Below are 22322 nucleotides of genomic sequence, written 5' to 3' on the forward strand. Positions count from 1 at the left end.
GGCGAGGACGAAGGGGGTGGGGGAGTGCATGTCGGTCGTCACAGGTTGGTCCCGTCCGTGCGGGCGCTGGGGGCGCGAGGGGTGACGGACGCGTCGAACCGGGCCGGCGCGGGGCGCTCGTGCCCTGCCATCAGGAGCAGCAGTGGCCAGGTGCTGGTGCCCACGGCGGGTGTAAGCGCCGCGTGCACGGCCTCGTAGTCGAAACCGAGCGCGGCACCGCAGCCGGTGCCGAGAGCGGCGGCGGCGAGGTAGACCGTCTGCGCGACGGCGCCCGCCTCGGCGTTGAGCAGCCGGTAGCCGCGCGGCCCCGCGGTGGCGACGACAGCGTGCGGGCGGGCCAGGACGAACAGGGCGACGGCGGCCTGTTCGAGGTTGTAGTTGGTGAGGGTGTAGACCCGCTGCAGGAAGGGGTGCGGGGCCGGGCCGGGCAGCGGGACGAGGGCGTGGGCCCCGGCGTCGTACAGGTAGAGGCCGGCCGGTACGTCCGCCACGTGCTGCACGAAGACCGCCAGCCGGGTCAGCGGAACCTGGCCGGTCCCCAGTTGTCGTCCGGCCGCTGCCGCGCTCAGCAGCGCCGACAGATCCTCGGCGGCGAGCGGACGGTGCGCGCAGAACCGGCCGAAGCTGCTGCGCCGGTCGGCGAGCGCCGCCGCGACACCGCTGGCGAGCGGGGTGGGCGCGGGCAACGGAACGGTGGCGGCCACGAGCCCGGACGGACCGGGCGCGGCCACAGCCTCCTCGGCGGGCGTCCGCGCGGTCTCGGCTTCCTCGGCGGGCGTCCGCGCGGCCTCGGCCAGTGCCTCGGGGGAGGGGACAGGACGCGGGTCGTACACCGCCGCGAGATGGGCCGACTCGGCCGCGGGGAACCGCCGGACGGCACGGGAGCGTTCGGCCGCCGTTGCCGTGACCGGCGAAGGGCCTGGGGTCGCCGGGCGGAGGCCCTGGCCCCCGGCGGCGGCCCCCTCCGGCACATCGCCGCAAGGGCGCCGCCAGGGCAGCGGCACCACGGCGAGGACGCTTTCGGTGGCCGGGTCCAGACCCAACAGCCGGTCCAGCTCCGGTTCGTCGAACCACAGGCGCGGGCGCAGCCCGATGCCGTAGGCGGCTGCCCAGGTCTGCCACGTCCCCAGCAGGCAGCCGAGGTCCATGGTGACGCAGTGGTAGCCGAACTCCCCGTACTTGAAGGCGTTCTGCCACAGCCGGGTGGTGACCAGGAGGAACTGCGCTTCCGTGCCCGCGCCGGTGCCCAAAGCGGCGCGTACCCGGGACGAGACGTCGGCGGTGGCGACGCGGCGGAGGGAGTGCCTGGGCTGTTCGTAGTGGTACACGCCCGGCAGTGGGCCGCCGCCCCGGCCGCACACCCAGTACAGCTCGCACGGGTACAGACCGCCGCCGGCCGCGCTGCCACGCGCCCACTCGGCGTGTGTGGCGGCAGCCTGGCCGCGTCTGCCGGGGTTCGGATCGACCTGGAGACGACGGGAGAGCCAGCCGTAGGAGTAGCGGAGCATGTCCGCGAGGAGTGGCACGGTGAAGACCGCCTCCCGGTCCTGACGGCAGCCAGGGCGCCGGGCCGCGAGGACCTCTCCCAGCGTCAGCGGGGGCTGCGGCGCCTGGTCGGGCAGCGGGAAACCTGGTGCCCCGCGGTAGACCTTGTGGCTGCGCGGCCTGTCCTGCCAGTCCGGCTCGAAGGGCTCGGCCTCCATCGGGACCGAGGCCCGCCGCAGCACCGCGTCCAGATAGCGGGTGACGGTCCCGGCGCGGTCCTTACCCGCGCCGGGCTCTGAGCTGTCGGGCACCTTCCCCCTCATCCCCTCACATGAACGGGTGCGGAGCAGGGTTGAGCTCCGCCGCGGTCAGGTCGTGGTCGCGCAGCCCGGCGCTGCGCAGCGCGGTGCGGGCTCGCGCCATGCCGGGCGCGCGGTGCCGCCGTGCGCCGAAGTCGATCGGCAGCAGTCCGGGCACCAGCACCCGCACCACGTGCGTGCCGGTCGCCCGCTGTTCGGGGCCTGTCTGGTCGACGACTATCGTGTCGAAGCCCCGGGCGGCGAGCAGGTCCCGGCAGTGGCGCACAGCCGCGGACAGGTCCCTGGCGGGCAGCGCACCGCCGCAGCGCACGGCGCCGCTCTCCGCGCCACTTCCCGCGCCGCTCTCCGCGCCACTTCCCGTACCGCTCTCCGTGCCACTTCCCGTGCCGCTTCCCGCGCGGCCCGCAGCGCGCCCGTCGTCGCGGAAGACCTCGGTCCAGGGCTGTGGCCGGTCGCCGGAGTCGAGGAGGAACGCGGCGTGCCGCGTCATCTCGGGGAGGCCGTAGAGTGCGGCATGGTCGGTGAGTTCGCGCACCAGGCCGAAGTCCCGGGCCATGGCGCGCAGCCGCTCCTGGTCGCGGACGGTGCGGTCCGCGAAGCCGGAGAGGTGGCTGGCGACCTCGCGTGCCGCCGACTCGGCTGCGTGCTCCGGTTCGAGAGCGGCGGCGCTGGACAGGCACAGCGCTCCCGGCCCGCCGTTCTCGCGGATCGCGACCGCGGTCACGACGGGCACGGGCAGGTCGATCCGGTTGTCGAGGAGCCGGAGCCGGTAGCCGCCGCGCCGCATCCGCTCGGCGAGCGAGCGGAGCGGGCGGGAGCGGCAGCTGTCCACCGCGATCGCGGGCAACCGGGCACGTCCCAGCCAGGCGGCCAGGAAGGCGTCCCGCTCCACCACCTCCAGCAGCCCGTGCAGTACCGCCTCTTCCAGGCAGGAGCCACCCGCACACCCGCTGGAGGTCTCGACCGCGAAGTACGGCCCCGGGCCGGCCAGCCGGTAGTGGACCATCTGCTCGGGCACCAGTACCGGCTGCTCGTCCCGCAGCGACCACCCCCACACCCACGGCAGGACGAGTTCTTCGTCGTACGGGACGAACGGGGAGGCCGCCCCCTCGAAGAAGGCCGCCGGGGGAAGGCCGCACGCACGCGGATCCACCGAAGGGTGCGTCAGCCGGGACCGGGCGGCGCGGATGGCTGCGCCGCCGCCCTCGCGCAGTCCCGCCAGCCGCTCCAGCCCCTCGCACAGGGCGAGAGCGGCGCTGTCCCGGTAGGTGTCGGCGTGCCCGCTCCAGTGCACGTCGAGGAGGCGGGCCCCGCCGCGTACCGCGAACCGGCCGCTCGCCGGGGCCGTGTTGGCGGCCTCACGGTCCGGTCGTACGCCGGTGCCCAGGGCACCGCACACGGGGTTGGCGAGCGCGTCGGCGGCCCACTCGGGCACCGCCTGCGCGGGGGTGAGCAACCGGGAGGAGCCGGGCGGTGGGAGGAGGCCGGGCCGCAGGGGCACGGCGGCGTCCTCGGCGGAAGCCGGGTCAGCGGCCTCGTGCCCCCCACGCCAGGGGCAGGCGGGGTCGGCCAGCAGCCGTGCCCGTTCCACGCCCAGGGTGTCGAGGGCGAGCCGGTGCACGGTGCCGGTGCCGGTGCCGACGTCGGCACCGGCGCCGGGCGGCTTCTGGTGGATGGCGGTGAGCGCGGACGCCGCCAGATGGGCGAGCATGTCGAGGGCGAAGGGCGTCAGATACGGGTTCGGTCCGACCGCGTGCAGGGGAGCCCGGGGGCCGCGCTCGACGGCGTCGCGTTCCACGGCGGGACGCAGCGCCTGCCAGCGGGTGGCCACGCAGCGAAAGCAGGGACGTCCCTCAGCCGGCCGCACTGGTCCGAGGGGGCCGACAATCGCGTATCTGCCGTGCAGGTGCACCGGGACGAGGGTGGCCCCCGGGAGGGCGCCGGGGGGATCGTCGGGGGCGGCGAAGGCGTCGGCTGTGCCCAGCAGCCGAACGTGCACGGACCAGGCCCGGGCGCCGAGGCCCGCCCGGCGCAGCCGGAGCGTCAACTCCTCCTCGACGCGGAGCCGGTCGCACTCCGGTGGCGCCTTGGCCGAAGCCCTCACTCCGGTGCCTCCGCGGTTCCGCGCAGCAGCACCCGCACGGTCTCCACACCACCGGCGCGCAGGTCCGGCGGCGTCGTCACGGCGACGAGCACGTCCCGGCCCGGCACCGCCTGCGGCCACGCGGGCTCCCGCTGTGACGCCGGGGTCTTGCCGGCGCCCCACGGTGTCGCGGACGGTGGCGCTTCTACGGCCGCCGCCCGCAGGGCTTCCACGTCGAATCCGGGCACCAAGGGCTCGCCGAGGTCCGCCTTCCGTCCCTCGCGGGCCAGTTGCAGCGTACCGAGCAGGTCGCGCAGGGCGTGCACGGTCGCCTCGGCGCGGGTGGTGCCGTGACCGAGCGCCTGGGCGGTGTCTGGGCCGAGCGCCTGGACGGTGTCTGGGCCGAGCGCCTGGACGGTGTCTGGCCCGAGCGTCCGAGCGGACCCACGGCCCAGTGCCTGAGCGGTGCCGCCGGGGAGCGGGCCGGTTGTGGGGCTCCGACCGGTGGCGAGGGCGGCCACGGCGTGTGCGGGGGCCGCGCCGGGAAGTGCGAGAAGGGTGACCGACTGGTCGAGGTGCGCGAGCGAACGGAGCAGGAAGCCCACGTCGTCGTCTGCCGCCGTGTCCACCGGCAGGGGGTGCGCGGCGGCCGTTCCGCGCAGCGCCGCCACGACGCCCTCGTAGGCGAGGGCCGACAGCAGCCCGGCCCGCGTGGCGGCCTCGACGGTGGCGCCCGCTCCCGCGCCGGCGCCGCCCGGCTCGAAGCGGCGGTCGCGGTTGAGGACGCCACCGGGGTGCACCGCCGCGGCCGGGACGGCGACGGTCCGCTCGGATGCGGTCAGGGCCCGCTCGGCGGGATCCACTGTCCACGCACGCAGCCAGGGAGCCTGCCCGGGGCCGTCGTCCGGCCCGTCCGGCTCCGCCGTGCCGCTCCAGGTACTCAGTTCGTGGCCGGGTACGCGCACGCAGGACGGGTCCGCGAGGTACGGTGCGGCGCTTCGCGGCATGCCGTGCGCGTGCAACAGCACCTCGTACGCCAGCGCGGCCGAGGTACGGGCCGCCGCCCGCGCTGCTGCCTGGGTGCCGAGCGCGAAGGCGGTGACGGACCGCGCCGAGACCGCGGACGGGCCGGGTGCGGCCACCTCCACGGCGGCGGCGCGCAGCGGGGACTGCGGAAGGGCGTCGTCGGCGTAGCGCCGGAAGACCCCGGCGTACGTACCGAACAGCACCCTCTCCTCCACCGGACCGGACCTGTCCGGTGGGCAAGGACCCGGGAACCCGCTGCTGCCTTGCCTGGGGGCGCGCGGCTCACCGCACGCCTCGCAGTCGGGGTGGGCGAGCAGGATCTGCCGGGAAGTCTCCAAGGTCGCGCAGTCCTGGAGGAGGAGAGTGCCCGCGCTCTCCGCGGGCAGGGCACCTGTGCGGTATCGGAAGACGTCGAACGCGAGCGTCGTACCGAGCATGCGTCCGAGCTGTGCGTCGGGCCCGCCCGCGGACCGGCCCGTGTAGGCGGCCCGCAGGAACGCCGCGGCGGCTGCCGGTTCCAGTCCGGCGGCGAGCCGCAGTACGGCGCACTGCCAGCAGCCCGCGGCCGGCCGCCGTGCGGCTGCCGCCTCGCCGTGACCGTCGCCGCGGCTGTCGCCGGACACCAGCGGTCCGATCACCGCCATGCCGTCCAGTACGGTCAGCGGTAGCAGCGCGGGGCCGCCGCCGAGCGCCGCGCGGTTGCGGTCGAGCAACGCGCCGTGTCCCGTACCGCACGCCACGACCACGTCCGCATCCCGGTCGGTGCCGTCCGGCCCGCCGCCGCCCGCCTCGGCCGGGCACAGCACCACCTGGGCGTCGCAGCCGACCGCGTGCAGCTCCTCCAGTTCCGGCTGGAGCCGTGCCGGCAGCTCGGGATCTCCGGCGAGGGAGACCGCGCGCAGTCCGTTGCGCAGCAGGGTCGCGGCGCAGCTCTCGGCGGCCTCGCCGTGGCCCGCGATCAACACCCGGGTGTCGCGGAACCGGGCGAAGGCGGCGGCTGCCGAGCCGCCGAGCTGGTGGTCGAGGTAGGCGAGCTGGTCGCCGAAGCGGGCCGCGACCGCCTCGGGCAGCGACGCGCTCCCGCCCCCTGCTGCCGGCTCCTCGGGGCGCATATCGCGCACGACACCGCGTTCCAGGAGTGCCCGCACGATTGCGATGACGGCTTCCACGCGTTCCGCGGGCAGTCCTTCGCACAGTTCGGCGACCGTGTTCGCCCCGGTCAGATGCGGCGCCAGACGGCACGTCCACGTGTAGGCCGTGCGCCCCTTGAGTACGAACTGGCCCTCGGGGTACTGGAGGAGCACTCCATGGTCGGTCGCCGTGAACAGCGCGTCCGCCCGCAGCCTGGGGCGTATGTCGTGGAGGGCGTCCACCTGGCGGCTCCGGTGTCCTGGTGCGCGCACCCGCCCCCTTCTCGCGGGCCGGTGCGTGCGTGGTCGAACGGAAGAGTGATCAGGGACGGTACCCGGTCGTCCGGCGAGTGTCAGCGGAGATCGAAAAACGCACCCGAGGACCGCTGATCCCGAGGACCGCTACCCCCGAGGACCGCTGACCCCGAGGACCGGCGACCCCGTGGTTCGCCGCCCCGTGGCCGACGGCCGAACGCGATGCGGGCGTGGGCGGTGGAAGGGCACCGCGGCGCAACACCCTGGAGCAGGAGTGGGCGCGCGCTTCTACCAGGCCAGGTGCCGCGGCGCGACTGTTCCAGGCTGGTGAACCCGGAGACGTAGGAGACGTACAGGGCGTCGCCACGGCGGTCGCGAGGGACAGGAGGCGCACACACAGCGCCGCCCACCCGCGAGGGCGCGTTCAGCCCACCATCAGTGCGGACGCGCGTGGGGCGAGGAAGTGGTCCACCACCAGTTCGGCTGCGCCCTGTGCGGCTACTCGGTCACCGACGGCGGATCCCCGCACCTGGATGTTCTCCCGGGCCACCACGAGTTCGCGCTCGACGATGCCGGGGATGACGGGGAGGAACGCCGGGGCGAGCCGGTTCCACAGCGGCCCGCCGATCACGACCTGCGGTACGTCCAGGAGGTTCACCAGCACGCCGAGGCCGACGGCCGCACGGCGTGCCGCGTGGTCGAGGATGCGGGCGGCGCCGCCGTCTCCCGCGGCGGCGAGGGCGCACAGTGAGGAGCAGGCGTCGTCGATGGCGACGTAGTCGCTGAGGTTGGGAAGCGGCAGGAGGCCCACGCGGGCGGCCTGGAGAACGAGTGCCTCGGGAACGCAGGCGGCGGCCAGACCGCCGCGTCGGCCGCTCCACTCCAGACGTTCGGCGTCGGGGTCGACGATCAGGTCGCCGATCTCGCCGATGTTGTTGGTGGTGCCACGCAGGACCTGGTTGTCGAGCACGACCGAGGCGCCGACACCGGAACCCAGGTAGAGGAAGAGGAAGGTGTTCGACGCCTGCGGGGAGGAGCGGAGTTCCGCTGTGGCGGCGGCCGTGACGTCTTTGTCGAGGAGGACGGGCAGCCCGGTCGCTTCGTGGAGGTCGGCGCGCAGCCGGACGTTGCGCCAGTTGGGCAGCTGGGGCGGATCGAGCAGCAGCCCGGCGTCGATGTCGAGCGGGCCCGGAGCCGCGATGCCAAGCCCGAGTACGCGGGCCCGGGCGACGCCGGCCTGGGTGATGAGACCGTCGACGGCGTCGGCGATGAAGGCCGTCACCTCGGACGGGTTCGTGGCCTGCGGCGTACGTTCCTGGCGTGCCAGCCGGACCTCGCCGTCGAGAGCGAGGAGGACGATCGTCAGCCGGGCCGGGTCGATGTGCACACCGACGGAGTAGGCTCCGTCCGGATCGGTGACCAGCGGAATGCTCGGCCGGCCGCGCGCGTTGCCGCCCGGCGCGCTTTCGCGGACCAGGTGGTCGTCGATCAGCCGACGCGTGATGTTGGTGATGGTCTGGGAGCTCAGACCGGTCTCGCGCTGCAGGTCGGCTCGGCTCACCCCCTGCGACCTGCGGACCGCCTCCAGCACCACCGCCTGGTTGTAGTCCGCCAGCCGGAGCTGGTTGCTGCCTCGCCGCATGCGTACCTCCTCGTCCTTCCTCGAAGTCCTCGCTCGCCTTCCTCGAAGACCCTCGCCTCGCCCTGCTCGAAGCCCCTCGGGCCGGCGATCCCCCCGTTGGTCTCCTGAAGCGGTTTTCTCAGGCGGATCGGGGAACCGTGGCGGCAGCCGGGCTGCCCCAGCCGAGTGCTGCATACGCTACGGGATTTGGCGTGATCCCTTGACGGGGCCTGAGCCCGCTCCATAGCATCACCGAACTTTATCCAATCCGTTTGATAAAAGCGCGGTGCGGATCCACGGCCAGGAGAGGTGACCGATGCGGCGCAACCATGTCCTCGCCGCCGTCGCGGCCGGAACGCTGCTAGCAGGGGCGCTCACGGCCTGTTCGGACTCCGGTGAGGGCGGCCAGGTGACCGTCAAGCTGCTGCAGTACCAGGAGGCCCGCGCGGATGTCGTCAAGGACCTCATACCGGAGTTCGAGAGGGCGATGGCTGAAAAGGGGCAAGACGTCAAGGTGGAGCTGGTCACCGACATCCTCACCGACGACCAGTTCCGGACCAAGATCACGCAACAGTTCTACTCCGGCACGGCGCCGGACGTCGTGGACATGGGCGGCAGCAACGTGACCGGTATGGCCGGCGCCGGCTACCTGCTGAACCTCGACAAGTACCTGAAGACGTGGGACGGCTGGGACGAGTACTACCCGTCGGTTAAGGACGGCGCACGGCAGCGCGACGGCAGTTACTACTCCATCCCGCACGAAGCGAGTGTGCAGAGCCTCTTCTACCGCAAGGACGTGCTGAAGCGGCTGGGCGTCGACACCTCGCAGCCGCGCACCTGGGACGAGCTGACGGCCAGACTGAAGCAGATCCGCGCCAAGACCGGTGAGGCTCCGATCGTCCTTCCCGCCGGCACCGCCTGGGGCGGCGGATCGTGGACGGAGGGCCTGCTGCCCATCGTGGCCGGCACCGGCAGCACCCTGTACGACGACGAGTCCGGGAAGTGGAAACTCCGAAGCAGGGGCCTGTCGGCCGCCTTCGACCTGTACGCGGACCTCGTCGAGGCCGAGCTGCTCCCGGTACGCGACCTGCAGAACCCGAACCCGTGGGAGCCGACGAAGTACGAGAAGTTCCCCCAGGGCACGCTTCCGGTGGCGGCCCAGGGCAGTTGGGGGTGGAAGTACGACTGGGGCCCCGAAGGGGCGGCACCGATCAAGAACTCCCGCCAGAAGATCGGCACATGGGACTACCCGGCACTGGTGCCGGGCACCGAACCCGCCCCGATCAGCGGTGGCGGTTTCGGCTACAGCGTCAACGCCGACGCCGCGCACCCCGACGCCGCTGTCGAACTTGCGCAGTGGCTGAGCTCCGGCAAGGCGCTGGCCAGGCAGCTGGCCGCCGTGGGCGCCGTCTCACCGCGCAAAGGCCTCTCCGGCACCGCCCCCTACAGCAACGAGCCGTCGCTGCTTCAGGCAGAGGGCAAGCTGACGTCCAGCATCCAGCCACCGCTGGGTGACGGAGAGGACCGGGTCTCCCAGGCGGTCCAGAGCGCGACGGCGAAGATCCTGTCCGGCGAGGCGGACGGCAGCCAGGCCGCCGACGCCTTCGCCGAAGAGGCCGAGGAACTGCTCGGCAGCACACGGGTGGCCGAATGACCACGGCCAAGACCCTGACCGCCCGGCCGAAACGCCGCCGGCCGGAGCGTGCCGCACTGCCCCTGCTGCTGGGCCCCTCGGTCCTCCTGATCGCGGCCTTCGTGATCGCCCCAGCCGCTTACGGTGTCTATCTCGGCCTCACCAACACACAGCTGACCGGGTTCGCGGCACGCGACCCGCAGTTCGTCGGGCTGGAGAACTTCCGAAACCTGCTCGGATCGCAGGACTTCCTCGCCTCGCTGGGCCGCACCGGAGAGTTCGTGTTCTGGTCGGCGATCGTCGGGCAGACGGTGCTCGGCATGCTCGCCGCACTGCTGCTGCGTCAGAAGTGGCTGCGCGGCAAGGGCCTGTTCGGTGCGCTGATGCTCCTGCCGATGGTGGTGCCCGAGGTCGTCGCGTCCTTGACCTGGGCGAGTGTGCTCTCCTCCGAGAGCGACAGCACGTTCAACCGGCTGCTCGGAGTGTTCGGCTCGGGCGCCGCGGCGCCGTTGCAGGAGTACCCGATGGCTTCGGTGATCCTCATCAACGTCTGGCGCGGCATCGCGTTCGCCATGATCATGTTCCAGGCCGCGCTGGAGGACGTGCCCGACGAGCTGATCGAGGCCTCGCGGATGGACGGTGCGAGCGCGCTCCAGGTCTTCCGGCACATCACCCTGCCGCTGATCCGCGGTCCGGTCTTCCTCTACCTGCTGCTCACCACGATCACCACGGTCGGCGTCTTCGGCCTGGTCTACTTCCTGACGCAGGGCGGCCCGGGCCAGGACACGGAGATCACCGCCATCTACATCTTCCAGAGCGCCTTCAAGTACTCCCAGATCGGCCTGGGCAGCGCCGCCTCCGTGATCCTGCTCATCCTGCTGACGATCCTGGGCATGACCTACGCCCGGCTGGCCAAGGTGGAGGTCTGATGGCGGCCACGACAACCATCGAGCCGAGGGCGGTCACCGCGCCCGTCGGTCCGCGTCGCCGCAAGCCGAGGTGGGCGGTCGTGCAACGAGGGCTGCAGTACGCACTGATGGTGCTGCTGGCGCTGTTCTGCGTCGTACCGTTCGCATGGGTCGCGCTCACGGCTGTGGACGCCGACGGGGGACCCACGGTCGGCCTTCCTGCGTTCACGCTGGACAACTTCGTGCGGTTCTTCACCGACGGCGCCACCCCGCGGCTGTTCCTCAACAGCGTCATCGTCTCGTTCGCCGCGACCGCGCTGAACCTGGCCTGCGGAGTCCTCGGGGCCTATGCGCTCTCCCGCTACCGGTTCCGCGGGCGCAGGACCTTCATGTTCGCGATCCTGCTGATCCGCGTGATCCCGCCGCCTGCGACGATCGTCGCCCTGTACCTGCTGATGGTCGAGATCGGACTGGATGACAGCTACCTCGGCCTGATCCTGGTCGAGGCCTCGGCGGCGCTGCCGATCACCTTGTGGCTGTTGAAGGGCACCATCGACGCCATTCCGTTCGAGCTGGAGGAGGCGGCGTGGCTCGACGGCAGCAGCCGGTTCGGCGCGATCCGCCGCATCATCCTGCCGCTCGTCGGCCCGGGGCTCGGCGCCGCCGCGATGCTGACGTTCATGGCCGTGTGGGGTGACTTCCTCACCCCGCTGGTGCTGTTGCAGTCACCCGACCTCTATCCGCTCTCGATCGGCCTGTTCCGCTCGTTCACCGCTTTCAACCAGGTCGACTGGGGCGTACTGGCGGCCAGCGCCGTGGTCTACATGGCACCGCCCGCCGTGCTGTACCTCTTCCTGCGACGGCACCTGATGCGCTCCAGCCTCGGCGGTGCCGTCAAGGCCTGACCCCTCGCGTCCACTCGTCACCCCACGGCGACGGACCGCTCCACCCTGCCCCCGCCCGAAGCGACCGGCAGCGCACACGACCAGAACCACCAGCAGTACGTAAGAGGAGACGCTCTCTTGGCTGACGACAATCCGCATGGCCGGGTGCAACTCGACGCCACCGCCCTGGCGATGCAGCGGGTCCGACGGTTCACCACCTTCCGGATCCGGCCCGCCGTCTACCACGACACCCGCCCGGTCAGGATCGCCGCCTGGACGGTCGGGGGCGAGCCCGTGCCGTTCGCCGAGGCGGTGCAGGAGCGGTTCGAGCCGTTCACGCTCGGCCAGCCGTGGGGCAGGCCCTGGGATACGACCTGGTTCGACGTCCGCGGCGAGGTGCCGGCGGAGTGGGCCGGCGGGCAGGCCGAGCTCGTGGTCGATCTGGGGTTCACCGGAGACCAGCCGGGCTTCCAGGCCGAGGGGATGGTGTACCGCCCGGACGGAGAGATCGTCAAAGCGATCGAGCCCTACAACTCCTGGGTCCCCCTCCCGGAGCCCGGCCCCTTCCGGCTGCTGATCGAGGCGGCTGCGAACCCGATCGTCCAGGTGCCCTACGAGTACGAACCCACGGCGATGGGCGACAAGGCGACCGCGGGCGAAGAGCCGCTGTACCGCCTCAAGCAGCTGTCGGTCGCCTCACGCGACAGGCGGGTGTGGGACCTCCTGCAGGACGTGGCTGCCCTCGACGGGCTGGTCGACGTCCTTCCCCACCAGGGCTCGCGCCGCGCCGAGATCGTGTACGCGCTGGAGCGGATGGTCGACGTCATGGACCCCGAAGACGTGGCAGGCACGGCGGCGCGCGGCCGGGAGGTCCTCGCGCCCGTACTGGCCGGCCGCGCGGCCGACAGCTCGCTGATCGTCTCCGCTGTCGGCCATGCCCACATCGACTGCGCCTGGCTGTGGCCGGTACGCGAGACCGTCCGGAAGGTGGCGCGGACGTTCGCCAACGTTTTGGACCTGAGCGAACGCCACCCGGAGTTCGTGTTCGCCGCCTCCTCGGCGCAGCAGTACGCCTGGCTCAAGGAACACCAGCCGCGCCTGTTCGAACGAGTCAGGGCAGCGGTGGCCGCGGGCGTCATCCGCCCGGTCGGCGGCATGTGGGTCGAGTCCGACACCAACATGCCGGGCGGTGAGGCGCTGGCCCGTCAGTTCGTGCTCGGCAAACGCTTCTTCGCCGAGGAGTTCGGGGTGGACAGCGAGGAGGTGTGGCTGCCCGACTCCTTCGGGTACACGGCCGCGCTGCCGCAGATCGCCAGGGCGGCGGGCGCCCGCTACTTCCTCACCCAGAAACCGTCCTGGAACGAGACCAACGCGATGCCCCATTCCAGCTTCCACTGGGAAGGCATCGACGGCTCACGGCTGTTCACCCACTTCCCACCCGCGGAGACCTACAACTCCGACCTCGGCGCCGCCGACCTCGCGCGTACCGAGCGCACGTTCCGCCAGAAGGGCGCGGCACGGCACGTACTCGGGCTGTACGGATGGGGCGACGGCGGCGGCGGCCCGACCCGGGAGATGCTGGCAGCGGCCCAGCGCAAGCACGATCTGGACGGATCGCCGCGGGTGCGGATGGACGATCCTGACAGCTTCTTCCGCGCCGCCGAGGCCGAACTGCCCACGCCGCCCGTGTGGGTCGGCGAGATGTACCTCGAACTGCACCGCGGCACGCTGATCTCGCAGGCGCGGAGCAAGCGGGGCAACCGGCACAGTGAGGCCCTGCTCCGGGAGGCCGAGTTGTGGGCGGCGACCGCCGCCCTCCGGGGCAGAGCCCCCTACCCGTACGACGAGCTGCGACGGCTCTGGGAGACGGTGCTGCTGCTCCAGTTCCACGACATCCTGCCGGGCACGTCGATCGCCTGGGTCCACCAGGACGCCGAGCGGGATTACGAGCGTGTGACGGGCGAGCTGCACTCCCTTGTCACCACCGCACTCGACGCGCTCGGCGGCGAGGACGACGGGGTCGAGGGGAACGGCGATGACGGCCGCGCACAGGTCGCGGCCAACGCGGGCCCCTACCCGCTGCACGGCGTGCCGGCGGCGGGCATCGGCCCCGCCTCGCCGCCCCCGGCGGCCGTCCCGCGTCAGGCGAACGGCCGGTTCGTGCTCGACGACGGGGCGATGCACGTCGAGATCGACGAGCGCGGCACACTCGTCTCGGTCCTCGACCCCGCCACTGACCGGGAACTGCTGCCGCAGGGCCTGGCGGGCGGAGTCCTTCAGCTCTTCCGCGACACTCCGCGGGAGTGGGACGCGTGGGACATCAACGACGAGGACAAGCGCAGCGGCCTGGACCTCGTGGAACCGGTGTCGATCGGCATCGCCGGCGACGCGGTGGTGGTGCGGCACGAGCGCGGCGACACGGTGATCACCATGTCCGTGCGGCTGTCCGAAGGCAAGCTCACCTACGCCTTCGACATCGACTGGCACGAGTCGCAGAAGCTGCTCAAGCTCGCCTTTCCACTGGACGTCAGGACGGACCGGTCCACCTCGGAGATCCAGTTCGGTCACCTGCACCGGCCGATCCACCAGAACACCTCCTGGGACGCCGCCCGGTTCGAGACCGTCGCGCACCGGTGGGTCCACGTGGGCGAGCCCGGCTTCGGCGTCGCCCTCGCCAACGACGTGGTCTACGGACACGACATCCGCAACGCGCAGGGGCCCGCGGGCCGTCCGATGACGACCGTGCGGCTGTCGCTGCTGCGTGCGCCGCGCTATCCGGACCCGTCAGCGGATCAGGGGCGGCACACCTTCTCCGTCAGCCTGCGGACCGGAGGGGTCCCCGAAGCCATCGCGGACGGATACGCGCTGCAGCTTCCCCTGCGCACGGTGCATGGTGGCGCGGCTGAGCCGTTGCTGGAGGTCTCAGAGCCCGCTGTCGTGGTGGAGAGTGTCAAACTCGCCGAGGACCGCTCAGGCGATCTCGTCGTGCGCCTGTACGAGGCACACGGCAACCGCTCCCGCGCGACCGTGCGTACCCGGTTCTCCTGGCGCGAGGCCCTCGCCACCGACCTCCTGGAGCGTGCCGTGGACGGTGAGGCGCTCCGCGAGGCAACCCCCGGGGGCGCGGTCGAGCTCGAGCTGCGCCCGTTCGAACTGCTCACCCTCCGATTCCGCGACCCGGCGGCCTGAGAGCCGGCGGGCCGCGTCACCCATCGAGAGACTGAACGGAAAGGTGATCCCATGTCGGCTGACCGGTCCGATCCGCCCCGGCCGGAGTACCCGCGGCCACAGTTCCAGCGCGACCGCTGGCTGAACCTCAACGGCAGGTGGGAGTTCGAGACCGACCGGTCCGACACCGGCCGGGAGCGCGGGCTTATCGGGCGAGAGCTGTCCGGCGAGATCGTGGTGCCGTTCGCGCCCGAGGCCCGTCTCTCGGGAGTGGGGGAGCAGGACTTCCTGCGGGCTGTCTGGTACCGCCGCGTGATCACCGTCCCACCGCAGTGGGCGGGCGATCGGGTGCTGCTGCACTTCGGCGCGGTCGACCACGACGCGACGGTGTGGGTGAACGGGATCGAGGTCGGCCGGCACCGGGGCGGCTTCTCCGGCTTCAGTCTCGACATCACCGATGCCGCCCCGGCAGGGGTGCCCGTCCCGTGCGTGGTCCGGGCCCGCGACGACCCCCAGGCACCGCAGGCCAGAGGAAAGCAGTCGGTGTCCTACACCCCGCGCGCGGCCACGTACAGGCGCACCACCGGTATCTGGCAGACGGTCTGGATGGAACCGGTGCCGCAGATCGCCATCCGCCGCCCCCGCATCACACCGAACGTCGCGGCAGGAGCGTTCGACGTGCAGGTGCCGCTCTCGGCGAACCTGTCCGGCGGTGTGGTGCACATCCGCGTCAGCGACGGTGCGGGCGGCGTGGTCAGCGGCACTGTACGCGCCGACCTCGACCTCGCACCCCGGATGAGCCTGGTGCTGCCACCGGAGCGGATCCGGCTGTGGTCGCCGGCCGACCCGCATCTGTACGGGCTCTGTGTCGAGCTGCGGGATCGACACGGACGTGTAGTCGACAAGGTGGAGTCGTACGCGGGTCTGCGCAGCGTCGCGATCACCGGCAAGCAGATCCGGATCAACGGCGACGTCGTCTTCCAGCGGCTGGTGCTGGACCAGGGCTACTACCCGGACGGGCTGATGACCGCGCCCACCGACGCCGCCCTCGTGCGTGACATCCAGCTCGGCCAGGCGGCCGGTTTCAACGGTGCACGACTGCACCAGAAGGTCTTCGAGGAGCGCTACCTCTACCACGCCGACCGGCTGGGCTACCTGGTGTGGGGCGAGTTCGGCGACTGGGGCTGCAACAGCGGAGAGGGCCAGTCCACCAACCAGCAGCCGGACGCGTCGTACGTCCAGGAGTGGCTGGAGGTGCTCGAGAGGGACTACTCGCACCCGGCGATCATCGGCTGGTGTCCCATGAACGAGACCTGGCAGGACTACGGCGACGCGATCACTGCGCTGGACGACGTGATGCGCGGCATGTTCCTGGCCACCAAGGCCCACGACACCTCCCGGCCCGTGCTCGACACCTCCGGTTACGCACACCGGATCGCCGAGTCCGACGTGTTCGACAGCCACGACTACGAACAGGACCCGGAAGCCTTCGCCGCCGCCCACAGGGCGCTGTCGGCCGGCGAGCCCTACGTGAACAGGTCCGACACCACCGGTGAGTCCTGGTCCATCGCCTATCGCGGGCAGCCCTTCTTCGTCAGCGAGTTCGGTGGCATCTGGTGGAATCCCGCCGAGGCCGGCCGGCCGCAGACGGCCACCGGGTCCTGGGGATACGGCGACCGGGTACGCAGCGTCGAGGAGTTCCACACCCGGTTCGAGGGGCTCGTCGGTGCGTTGCTCGCCCACCCTGACATGTTCGGCTACTGCTACACGCAGCTGACCGACGTCTTCCAGGAGCAGAACGGGATCTTCGGATTCGACCGGTCGGAAAAGTTCGATCTCGCGCGCATCCGCTCGGCTCAGCTCCGGCCCGCGGCCATCGAAGCCGACGCCGGAGCGCAGGGCGCCATGAACGACGCCACGCACGGAACCGAGGGACCGCGCTCGCCGGAGGGACCACGCACATGAAAGCCATCATGGTCATGTTCGACAGCCTGAACCGGCGCATGCTGCCTCCTTACGGCGCTGACTGGGTCCACGCCCCGAACTTCGCGCGCCTCGCTGCCGTCTCCACCACGTACGACAAGTGCTACGTGGGGTCGATGCCCTGCATGCCGGCGCGTCGCGAACTGCACACGGGCAGGCACAACTTCCTGCACCGGAGCTGGGGGCCGCTGGAGCCGTTCGACGACTCCATGCCCGAACTTCTCAAGCAGCACGGTGTGTACACCCACCTGGTCAGTGACCACCAGCACTACTGGGAGGACGGCGGCGCCACCTACCACGGCCGCTACAACACCTGGGAATTCTTCCGGGGCCAGGAGGGCGACGCCTGGAAAGGACAGGTGGCCGATCCGGCACCGCCCAACGACCTGCGCAGCAACCGCAACGACCTCTGGCGCCAGGACTGGGTGAACCGTGCGCATATGGACACCGAGGAGAAACACCCGCAGACGCTCACGTTCGACGCGGGTCTGGAATTCCTGCGCGTCAACCGGGCCCAGGACAGGTGGTTCGTGCAGATCGAGACCTTCGACCCGCACGAGCCCTTCTTCACGCACAAGGGCTACAAAGACCTCTATCCGCACGACTACGGGGGACCGCACTTCGACTGGCCGGACTACACCAAGGTCACCGAGACCGAGGAACAGGTCACCCATGCGCGCTACGAGTACGCGGCGCTGCTGTCCATGTGCGACCACTCGCTGGGCCGAGTGCTGGACGCGATGGACGAGTACGGTCTGTGGGACGACACCCTGCTGATCGTGTGCACCGACCACGGCCTCCTGCTGGGAGAGAAAGGCTGGTGGGGCAAGCTCGTCCAGCCCTGGTACAACGAGCTGGCGCACATCCCCCTGTTCGTGTGGGATCCCCGTCGCCCCACGCACGCGGGCAGCCGCCATTCCGGCCTTGTCCAGACGATCGACATCGCCCCCACGCTCCTGGAGTTCTTCGGCGTCGACCGCACCCCCGACATGCAGGGCCGTCCGCTCGCCGCAGCGACCGACGGCTTCCCGGACGAGGTAGCGCCGCGTGAATCCGCGGTCTTCGGCATGTTCGGCGGCCACGTCAACATCACCGACGGCCGCTGGGTCTACATGCGTTCCTGCCAGGACGCAACGAACCAGCCCCTCTACGAACACACACTGATGCCCACACATGGGCGTGGGCGCTTCGCTCCCGCCGAGCTGGCCGACGCCGAACTCGCCGAGCCCTTCGACTTCACCAAGGGCGTGAGAACGCTGCGGGTCCCCGCCAGGACGGCACCCGGCTTCGATCCCTCACGGTTCGGAGCGCTGCTGTACGACCTGGCCGACGACCCCCGGCAGGAGCGGCCGGTCGTGGACGACGACGTGGAGCTTCGCATGATCCGGTTGCTGGTGGAGCAGCTCCGGAAGGGGGATGCCCCACCGGACCAGTACGAGCGCCTCGGCCTGCCCCGGAAGCCGGAAGCGGTGACCGAGGCGCACCTCCAGGTCGCCGCGCACCGTGGGCAGCCGCGGCAGACGGCGGCGCTGGGTCACGCGCCGCGGGCGGACGAGTTCCCCGAGGGCAGGATGGGCCTGCGTACACCGCTGGCCGTGCTGCTGTCCGATCCGGTGGCCGTCGAGGCGGTGCGCCGTTTCGTGCCCGGAATCACCGATTCGGAACTGCTGACGATGCGGGGCGCCGTGTCCCTGCTCCAACTGGCCGCCGCCACCGGACAACCCGACCGCACGCAGCTGACCGGGCTGGCGCACGAGCTCGCGCGCCTCTTTCCGCGAAGCTGAACAGGAATCTCCGCCGTCACTCGCGGACGACGGCGCCGCAGCCCACCTGCGCCCTGCGTACGTACGTGGCACGGGGCGTGTACCGAACGGGACGGCCACCCGGGTGGCAGGACCCATGTGCCCCATGTGGCGGGAGGCTTCAGGGCGTTTCCGGGAAGTCCCACACCCGTCGCAGTGCGCTCTCGGTCAGCACCTCGCCAGGTGTCCCCTCTGCTTCGAGCCGCCCGTCCTGAAGCAGCAAGCAGTGCTGGGACTGCCGGGCAGCGGTCAGGTCGTGTGTGGCCTGGACCACGGTGGTCCCTTCGGCCGCGGAGGCACTGAGGACGGCGGAGATCGTCTCCCTCGCTGCCAGGTCCAGGCCCGTCGTCGGCTCGTCCAGGAGAAAGAGGTCAGCTTCCTGGGCGATCCCCTGGGCGACGAGGGCTCGCTGGCGTTGGCCTCCTGACAGCTCACCGAGCTGACGTGCGGCGAGATCGAGGATGCCGAGCCGGTCCATGCTGTCGGTGACGACCAGGCGGTCACGTGCGGTGAGCCGTCGCCAGGAGCCGCGATGGGCCCATCGCCCCATGGTCACCACCTCCCGCACGGTCAGGGGAAGGGTGTCGGAGACCGTGCTTCGCTGCACGACGAAGCAGGGGCGAAACGTGTGGTGCCTTGCCATGGTGCCGGACGTGAGGGAGTGGACGCCGGCGAGCACGCTCAGCAGGGTCGACTTCCCCGACCCGTTCGGACCGACGACGGCGGTCGTCGCGGACTGCGGTACGGAGGCGGTGAGTTGGCGCAGCACCGGGCGTCGGGGATAGCCGGCGGCGACGTTGCTCAGTGAGATTCCGGGCGGTCCGGGGGGCGGCATACTCGTCTCCCTGTTGTTGTTATGACAATCATTTTCATTGTAGGGTCCCGGTCATGGAGTGGTTGACCGGGCCGTTCGAAGCGGCCTTCGTGCAGCGGGCGCTGTGGAGCGGGATCCTGGTGTCGCTGATCTGTGCCACCACCGGCACCTGGGTTGTGCTGCGGGGCATGACCTTCCTCGGCGATGCCATGTCGCACGGCATGCTGCCCGGGGTCGCCGTCGCCTCGCTCTACGGCGGCAACCTGCTGATCGGTGCCGCGGTGAGCGCCGGTGTGATGGCCTGCGGCGTGACGCTGCTCGGACGGTCGCCGCGACTCGGCCAGGACACCGGCATCGGTCTGCTTTTCGTGGGCATGCTGTCGCTCGGTGTCATCATCGTCTCGCGGTCGCAGTCCTTCGCGGTGGATCTCACGGGTTTCCTGTTCGGAGACGTGCTCGCGGTGCGGGAAGAAGACCTGGTCGGCCTCGCCGTCGCACTGTGCGTAACGGTGGTCGCCACCGTGCTCGGATACCGCGCGTTCCTGGCCCTCGTCTTCGACGAACGCAAGGCGCACACCCTTGGCCTGCGCCCCCGCCTCGCGCACGCGGTGCTGCTGGGCCTCGTCACGCTCGCCATGGTCACGTCGTTCCATGTGGTCGGCACCCTGCTGGTCTTCGGCCTGCTGATCGCCCCGCCGGCGGCGGCACTGCCGTGGTCCCGCCGTATTCCGACGGTGATGTGCGGTGCCGCGCTGTTCGGAATCGGCGCGACCTTCCTCGGCCTTCTCCTCTCCTGGCACCTCGGCACCGCGGCCGGGGCGACGATCGCGGCTTGCGCCGTCCTGCTGTTCTTCCTCTCCGTACTTGCCTCCCGGATCAGGAACCGCCCGGTGAAGGGTGCGCAGGCCTCTACCGCAGCCGAAACACGAAGGGAATACGAGCACTCACCATGAACCGGATACGAAACAAGGGCGTGCCTGCCGCGGCTGCGGCCCTGTCCCTGGGGCTGCTGCTCACGGGCTGCGCCGACGGCGGGAAGGGGGCGGGCAAGGGAGAAAACGACAAGAAGCCCACGTCGGCCTCGAAACCCCACGGGTACGTAGCGGGGGCCGAAGAGGCGGCGGAGCAGCAGTCCCGGCTCGTGCTCGGAGACGCCGGCAGCGGCGCCGTCACGGTGCTGGACCTCATCGACGAGGAGACCACGTCGCTGGGCCGTATGGACAAGCGAGCGGAGCTGGTCACCGACGGCCGCTTCGCGTATGCCAATTCCGGAAGCGGTTCGCGGGTTTTCGACAGCGGCGCGTGGATGGTCGACCACGGAGACCACGTGCACTATTACCTGGCCAAGACGCGACGTGTCGGCGCTGTCGACGGAGCAGCCGTCGCACATGTCTACAGCAGTCCGTCCCTGACAGCCTTCACTTTCAGCGGAGGGACGGCACGGTTGGTGGATCACGCGCAGATGGAGAAAGGGCGTCTCAAGCCGGTCGCAACCCTCGAGGACGCGCAGCGAGGGCCTGTCGTTCCCTTGGAAGGGGACGTACTCGTTCCGGTCGCCGGCCCCAGCGGGGACACCGTGGTGGAGGTGCGAGACCGCAAGGGGGTGAAGAGGACCGTCCTCGATGAGAAGTGCCCCGAACTCGGTCCCGCCGCGGTCACGCGAAGCGGAGTCGTCTTCGGCTGTGCCGACGGAGCGCTGTTCGTGACGGAAAGGAAGGGAAAACCTCGCGCGGAGAAGATCCCCTTCGACCAGAAGGTAGCGGAAAACGAACGCCCGGAAGCCTTTCACCATCGGTCGCTCGGTTCCACTCTGACGGCCAAGGCGGGAGAGAAGGGGGTGTGGGTCCTGAACGTCGCCAAGCGGGACTGGAAACTGATCGAGACGGGGCCGGTGGTGGCCGTGAACAGCGCCGGGGAAGGAACACCTCTCCTGACGCTGGACGCATCCGGCACGCTGACAGCGTATGAGACAGCCGACGGCGAGAAGATCGCCAGCAAGGACATCCTGTCCGGGGCGCCGCGTGCGAAGGACGCCAACCGGTCCGTGATCGAAGTGGACGCCAGCAGGGCGTACGTCAACGATGTGGCGGCCAAGAAGGTCTACGAGATCGACTACAACGACGGCCTCCGCAAGGCCCGTTCCTTCTCCGTGGACATCTCGCCCTCCAGCATGGTGGAGACGGGACGGTGACTGCCGCCACGAGAGCCGGACGGTCGCACGGGGTGGCCGCGGCGGCGGGCCTCATCCTGTGCGTCTGCGCCGTGCTCGCCGGCGTGACGGCATGCTCCGGAGCGGGAGGCGGGCGCCCCACCGTGGTGGTCACCACGAACATCCTGGGCGACATCACGCGCCAGATCGTCGGCCACGAGGCGGACGTGAAGGTGCTCATGAAACCGAACGCGGATCCGCACTCCTTCGGTGTCTCGGCTCCTGAGGCCGCACAGATCGAGAGTGCCGACCTGGTCGTCTACAACGGCCTGGGCCTGGAGGAGAATGTTCTGCGCCACGTCGAGGCCGCCAAGGCGGCGAATGTGCCAACACTCGGCGTCGGCGAGGCGGTCGACCCCCTCACCTACAAGAAGGACGAGACCGCGGGGAAACCCGATCCGCACTTTTGGACAGATCCCGAACGTGTACGAAAAGCGGTACGCGTCATCGGGGACGAGGTCGCGGAAAAGGTCGACGGAGTCGACGAAGAAGCCGTCAGGGCGCACGCTGCCGCGTACGGAAAGAAGGTCGGGCGACTCAGTGCCGAAATGAAGCAGCGATTCGGCGCTGTCCCTCGGGAGAAGCGCAAGCTGGTGACCAACCACCATGTTTTCGGATACCTGGCCCAGCGCTTCGACTTCCAGATCGTCGGCGCGGTGATCCCGAGCGGCACCACGCTTGCCTCTCCCAGCGCCGCCGATATGAAGGCACTTGCCACGACCATCGAGAAGGAAGGCGTCAAAGCCATCTTCGTCGACTCCTCTCAGCCGGACCGCTTGGCACGGGCCCTCAAACGCGAGAGCGATGTCGACGTCGCCGTGATCCCCCTGTTCTCCGAGTCACTTACGGAGAGGGGAGGGGGCGCCGCCACCTATCTGCAGATGATGCGCTCCAACATGAAGGCGTTGGAGCGCGGACTCACAAACTCCTGACGGCCACGAGCAGTCAACGCCGGAGTGCGCCGGGCCACCATGCCCGGCTGACGCGGACGCGTCGTCACG

At 70.9% G+C, this 22322-nt stretch carries 14 protein-coding genes; 9 read left to right on the forward strand and 5 right to left on the reverse strand.

The features are described from left to right. Positions 1–38 precede the first annotated feature (38 nt). From AB8Z75_RS03090 to AB8Z75_RS03105, 4 genes are all read right to left on the reverse strand, one after another. Positions 39–1796, reverse strand: a complete 1758-nt coding sequence (locus tag AB8Z75_RS03090; RefSeq protein ID WP_369199784.1) for a SagB family peptide dehydrogenase — start codon at positions 1794–1796, stop codon at positions 39–41. Positions 1797–1812: 16 nt separating this feature from the next. Next, entirely contained in the window at positions 1813–3909 is a 2097-nt protein-coding gene (locus AB8Z75_RS03095; protein WP_369199785.1) for a TOMM precursor leader peptide-binding protein, read from the reverse strand. Further along, positions 3906–6317, reverse strand: coding sequence for a hypothetical protein (locus tag AB8Z75_RS03100; RefSeq protein ID WP_369199786.1), 2412 nt, complete (start codon positions 6315–6317; stop codon positions 3906–3908). The genes AB8Z75_RS03095 and AB8Z75_RS03100 overlap by 4 nt, the downstream gene beginning before the upstream one ends. Before the next feature lie 406 nt (positions 6318–6723). After that, complete coding sequence (locus AB8Z75_RS03105; RefSeq protein WP_369199787.1) at positions 6724–7941, reverse strand: ROK family transcriptional regulator; 1218 nt, start codon at positions 7939–7941, stop codon at positions 6724–6726. A 295-nt stretch (positions 7942–8236) separates the two neighbouring features. Here AB8Z75_RS03105 and AB8Z75_RS03110 point away from each other — a divergent pair, with 295 nt between their 5' ends. The 6 genes from AB8Z75_RS03110 (at position 8237) to AB8Z75_RS03135 (ending at position 18280) form a co-directional block, all read left to right on the forward strand. Then, entirely contained in the window at positions 8237–9574 is a 1338-nt protein-coding gene (locus AB8Z75_RS03110) for an ABC transporter substrate-binding protein (protein WP_369199788.1), read from the forward strand. Then, complete coding sequence (locus AB8Z75_RS03115; RefSeq protein ID WP_369199789.1) at positions 9571–10482, forward strand: carbohydrate ABC transporter permease; 912 nt, start codon at positions 9571–9573, stop codon at positions 10480–10482. Before AB8Z75_RS03110 ends, AB8Z75_RS03115 begins: the two co-directional genes overlap by 4 nt. Further along, entirely contained in the window at positions 10482–11366 is an 885-nt protein-coding gene (locus AB8Z75_RS03120; protein WP_369199790.1) for a carbohydrate ABC transporter permease, read from the forward strand. The genes AB8Z75_RS03115 and AB8Z75_RS03120 overlap by 1 nt, the downstream gene beginning before the upstream one ends. Before the next feature lie 171 nt (positions 11367–11537). Further along, complete coding sequence (locus tag AB8Z75_RS03125; RefSeq protein WP_369199813.1) at positions 11538–14534, forward strand: alpha-mannosidase; 2997 nt, start codon at positions 11538–11540, stop codon at positions 14532–14534. 51 nt (positions 14535–14585) lie between these two features. After that, on the forward strand, positions 14586–16478 hold the full coding sequence (locus AB8Z75_RS03130) for a glycoside hydrolase family 2 protein (protein ID WP_369199791.1): 1893 nt from the start codon (positions 14586–14588) through the stop codon (positions 16476–16478). After that, on the forward strand, positions 16475–18280 hold the full coding sequence (locus AB8Z75_RS03135) for a sulfatase (RefSeq protein WP_369199792.1): 1806 nt from the start codon (positions 16475–16477) through the stop codon (positions 18278–18280). Before AB8Z75_RS03130 ends, AB8Z75_RS03135 begins: the two co-directional genes overlap by 4 nt. A 139-nt stretch (positions 18281–18419) precedes the next feature. On the opposite strand, the gene aztA is transcribed toward AB8Z75_RS03135, so the two are convergent. Then, positions 18420–19133, reverse strand: coding sequence for a zinc ABC transporter ATP-binding protein AztA (gene aztA / locus AB8Z75_RS03140; RefSeq protein ID WP_369199793.1), 714 nt, complete (start codon positions 19131–19133; stop codon positions 18420–18422). A gap of 53 nt (positions 19134–19186) precedes the next feature. On the opposite strand from aztA, the gene aztB reads away from it, so the two are divergent. Genes aztB through aztC form a run of 3 tightly spaced genes read left to right on the forward strand, consistent with a single transcriptional unit; the run spans position 19187 to position 22253 of the window. After that, on the forward strand, positions 19187–20065 hold the full coding sequence (gene aztB / locus AB8Z75_RS03145; RefSeq protein WP_369199794.1) for a zinc ABC transporter permease AztB: 879 nt from the start codon (positions 19187–19189) through the stop codon (positions 20063–20065). Beyond that, complete coding sequence (locus AB8Z75_RS03150) at positions 20062–21303, forward strand: hypothetical protein (RefSeq protein ID WP_369199795.1); 1242 nt, start codon at positions 20062–20064, stop codon at positions 21301–21303. Before aztB ends, AB8Z75_RS03150 begins: the two co-directional genes overlap by 4 nt. A gap of 32 nt (positions 21304–21335) precedes the next feature. Then, positions 21336–22253, forward strand: a complete 918-nt coding sequence (gene aztC / locus AB8Z75_RS03155) for a zinc ABC transporter substrate-binding protein AztC (RefSeq protein WP_369199796.1) — start codon at positions 21336–21338, stop codon at positions 22251–22253. The last annotated feature ends 69 nt before the right edge of the window (positions 22254–22322 follow it).

It is taken from the genome of Streptomyces sp. PU-14G (assembly GCF_041028275.1).
In the GTDB taxonomy this organism is placed as follows: domain Bacteria; phylum Actinomycetota; class Actinomycetes; order Streptomycetales; family Streptomycetaceae; genus Streptomyces.

Coding starts and splice junctions, on each gene's coding strand:
- AB8Z75_RS03135 (WP_369199792.1), top strand. CDS start 16,475: ATGAAAGCCATCATGGTCATGTTCGACAGCCTGAACCGGCGCATGCTG.
- AB8Z75_RS03120 (WP_369199790.1), top strand. CDS start 10,482: ATGGCGGCCACGACAACCATCGAGCCGAGGGCGGTCACCGCGCCCGTC.
- AB8Z75_RS03115 (WP_369199789.1), top strand. CDS start 9,571: ATGACCACGGCCAAGACCCTGACCGCCCGGCCGAAACGCCGCCGGCCG.
- AB8Z75_RS03125 (WP_369199813.1), top strand. CDS start 11,538: ATGCAGCGGGTCCGACGGTTCACCACCTTCCGGATCCGGCCCGCCGTC.
- AB8Z75_RS03110 (WP_369199788.1), top strand. CDS start 8,237: ATGCGGCGCAACCATGTCCTCGCCGCCGTCGCGGCCGGAACGCTGCTA.
- aztB (WP_369199794.1), top strand. CDS start 19,187: ATGGAGTGGTTGACCGGGCCGTTCGAAGCGGCCTTCGTGCAGCGGGCG.
- AB8Z75_RS03150 (WP_369199795.1), top strand. CDS start 20,062: ATGAACCGGATACGAAACAAGGGCGTGCCTGCCGCGGCTGCGGCCCTG.
- AB8Z75_RS03105 (WP_369199787.1), bottom strand. CDS start 7,941: ATGCGGCGAGGCAGCAACCAGCTCCGGCTGGCGGACTACAACCAGGCG.
- aztA (WP_369199793.1), bottom strand. CDS start 19,133: ATGCCGCCCCCCGGACCGCCCGGAATCTCACTGAGCAACGTCGCCGCC.
- AB8Z75_RS03130 (WP_369199791.1), top strand. CDS start 14,586: ATGTCGGCTGACCGGTCCGATCCGCCCCGGCCGGAGTACCCGCGGCCA.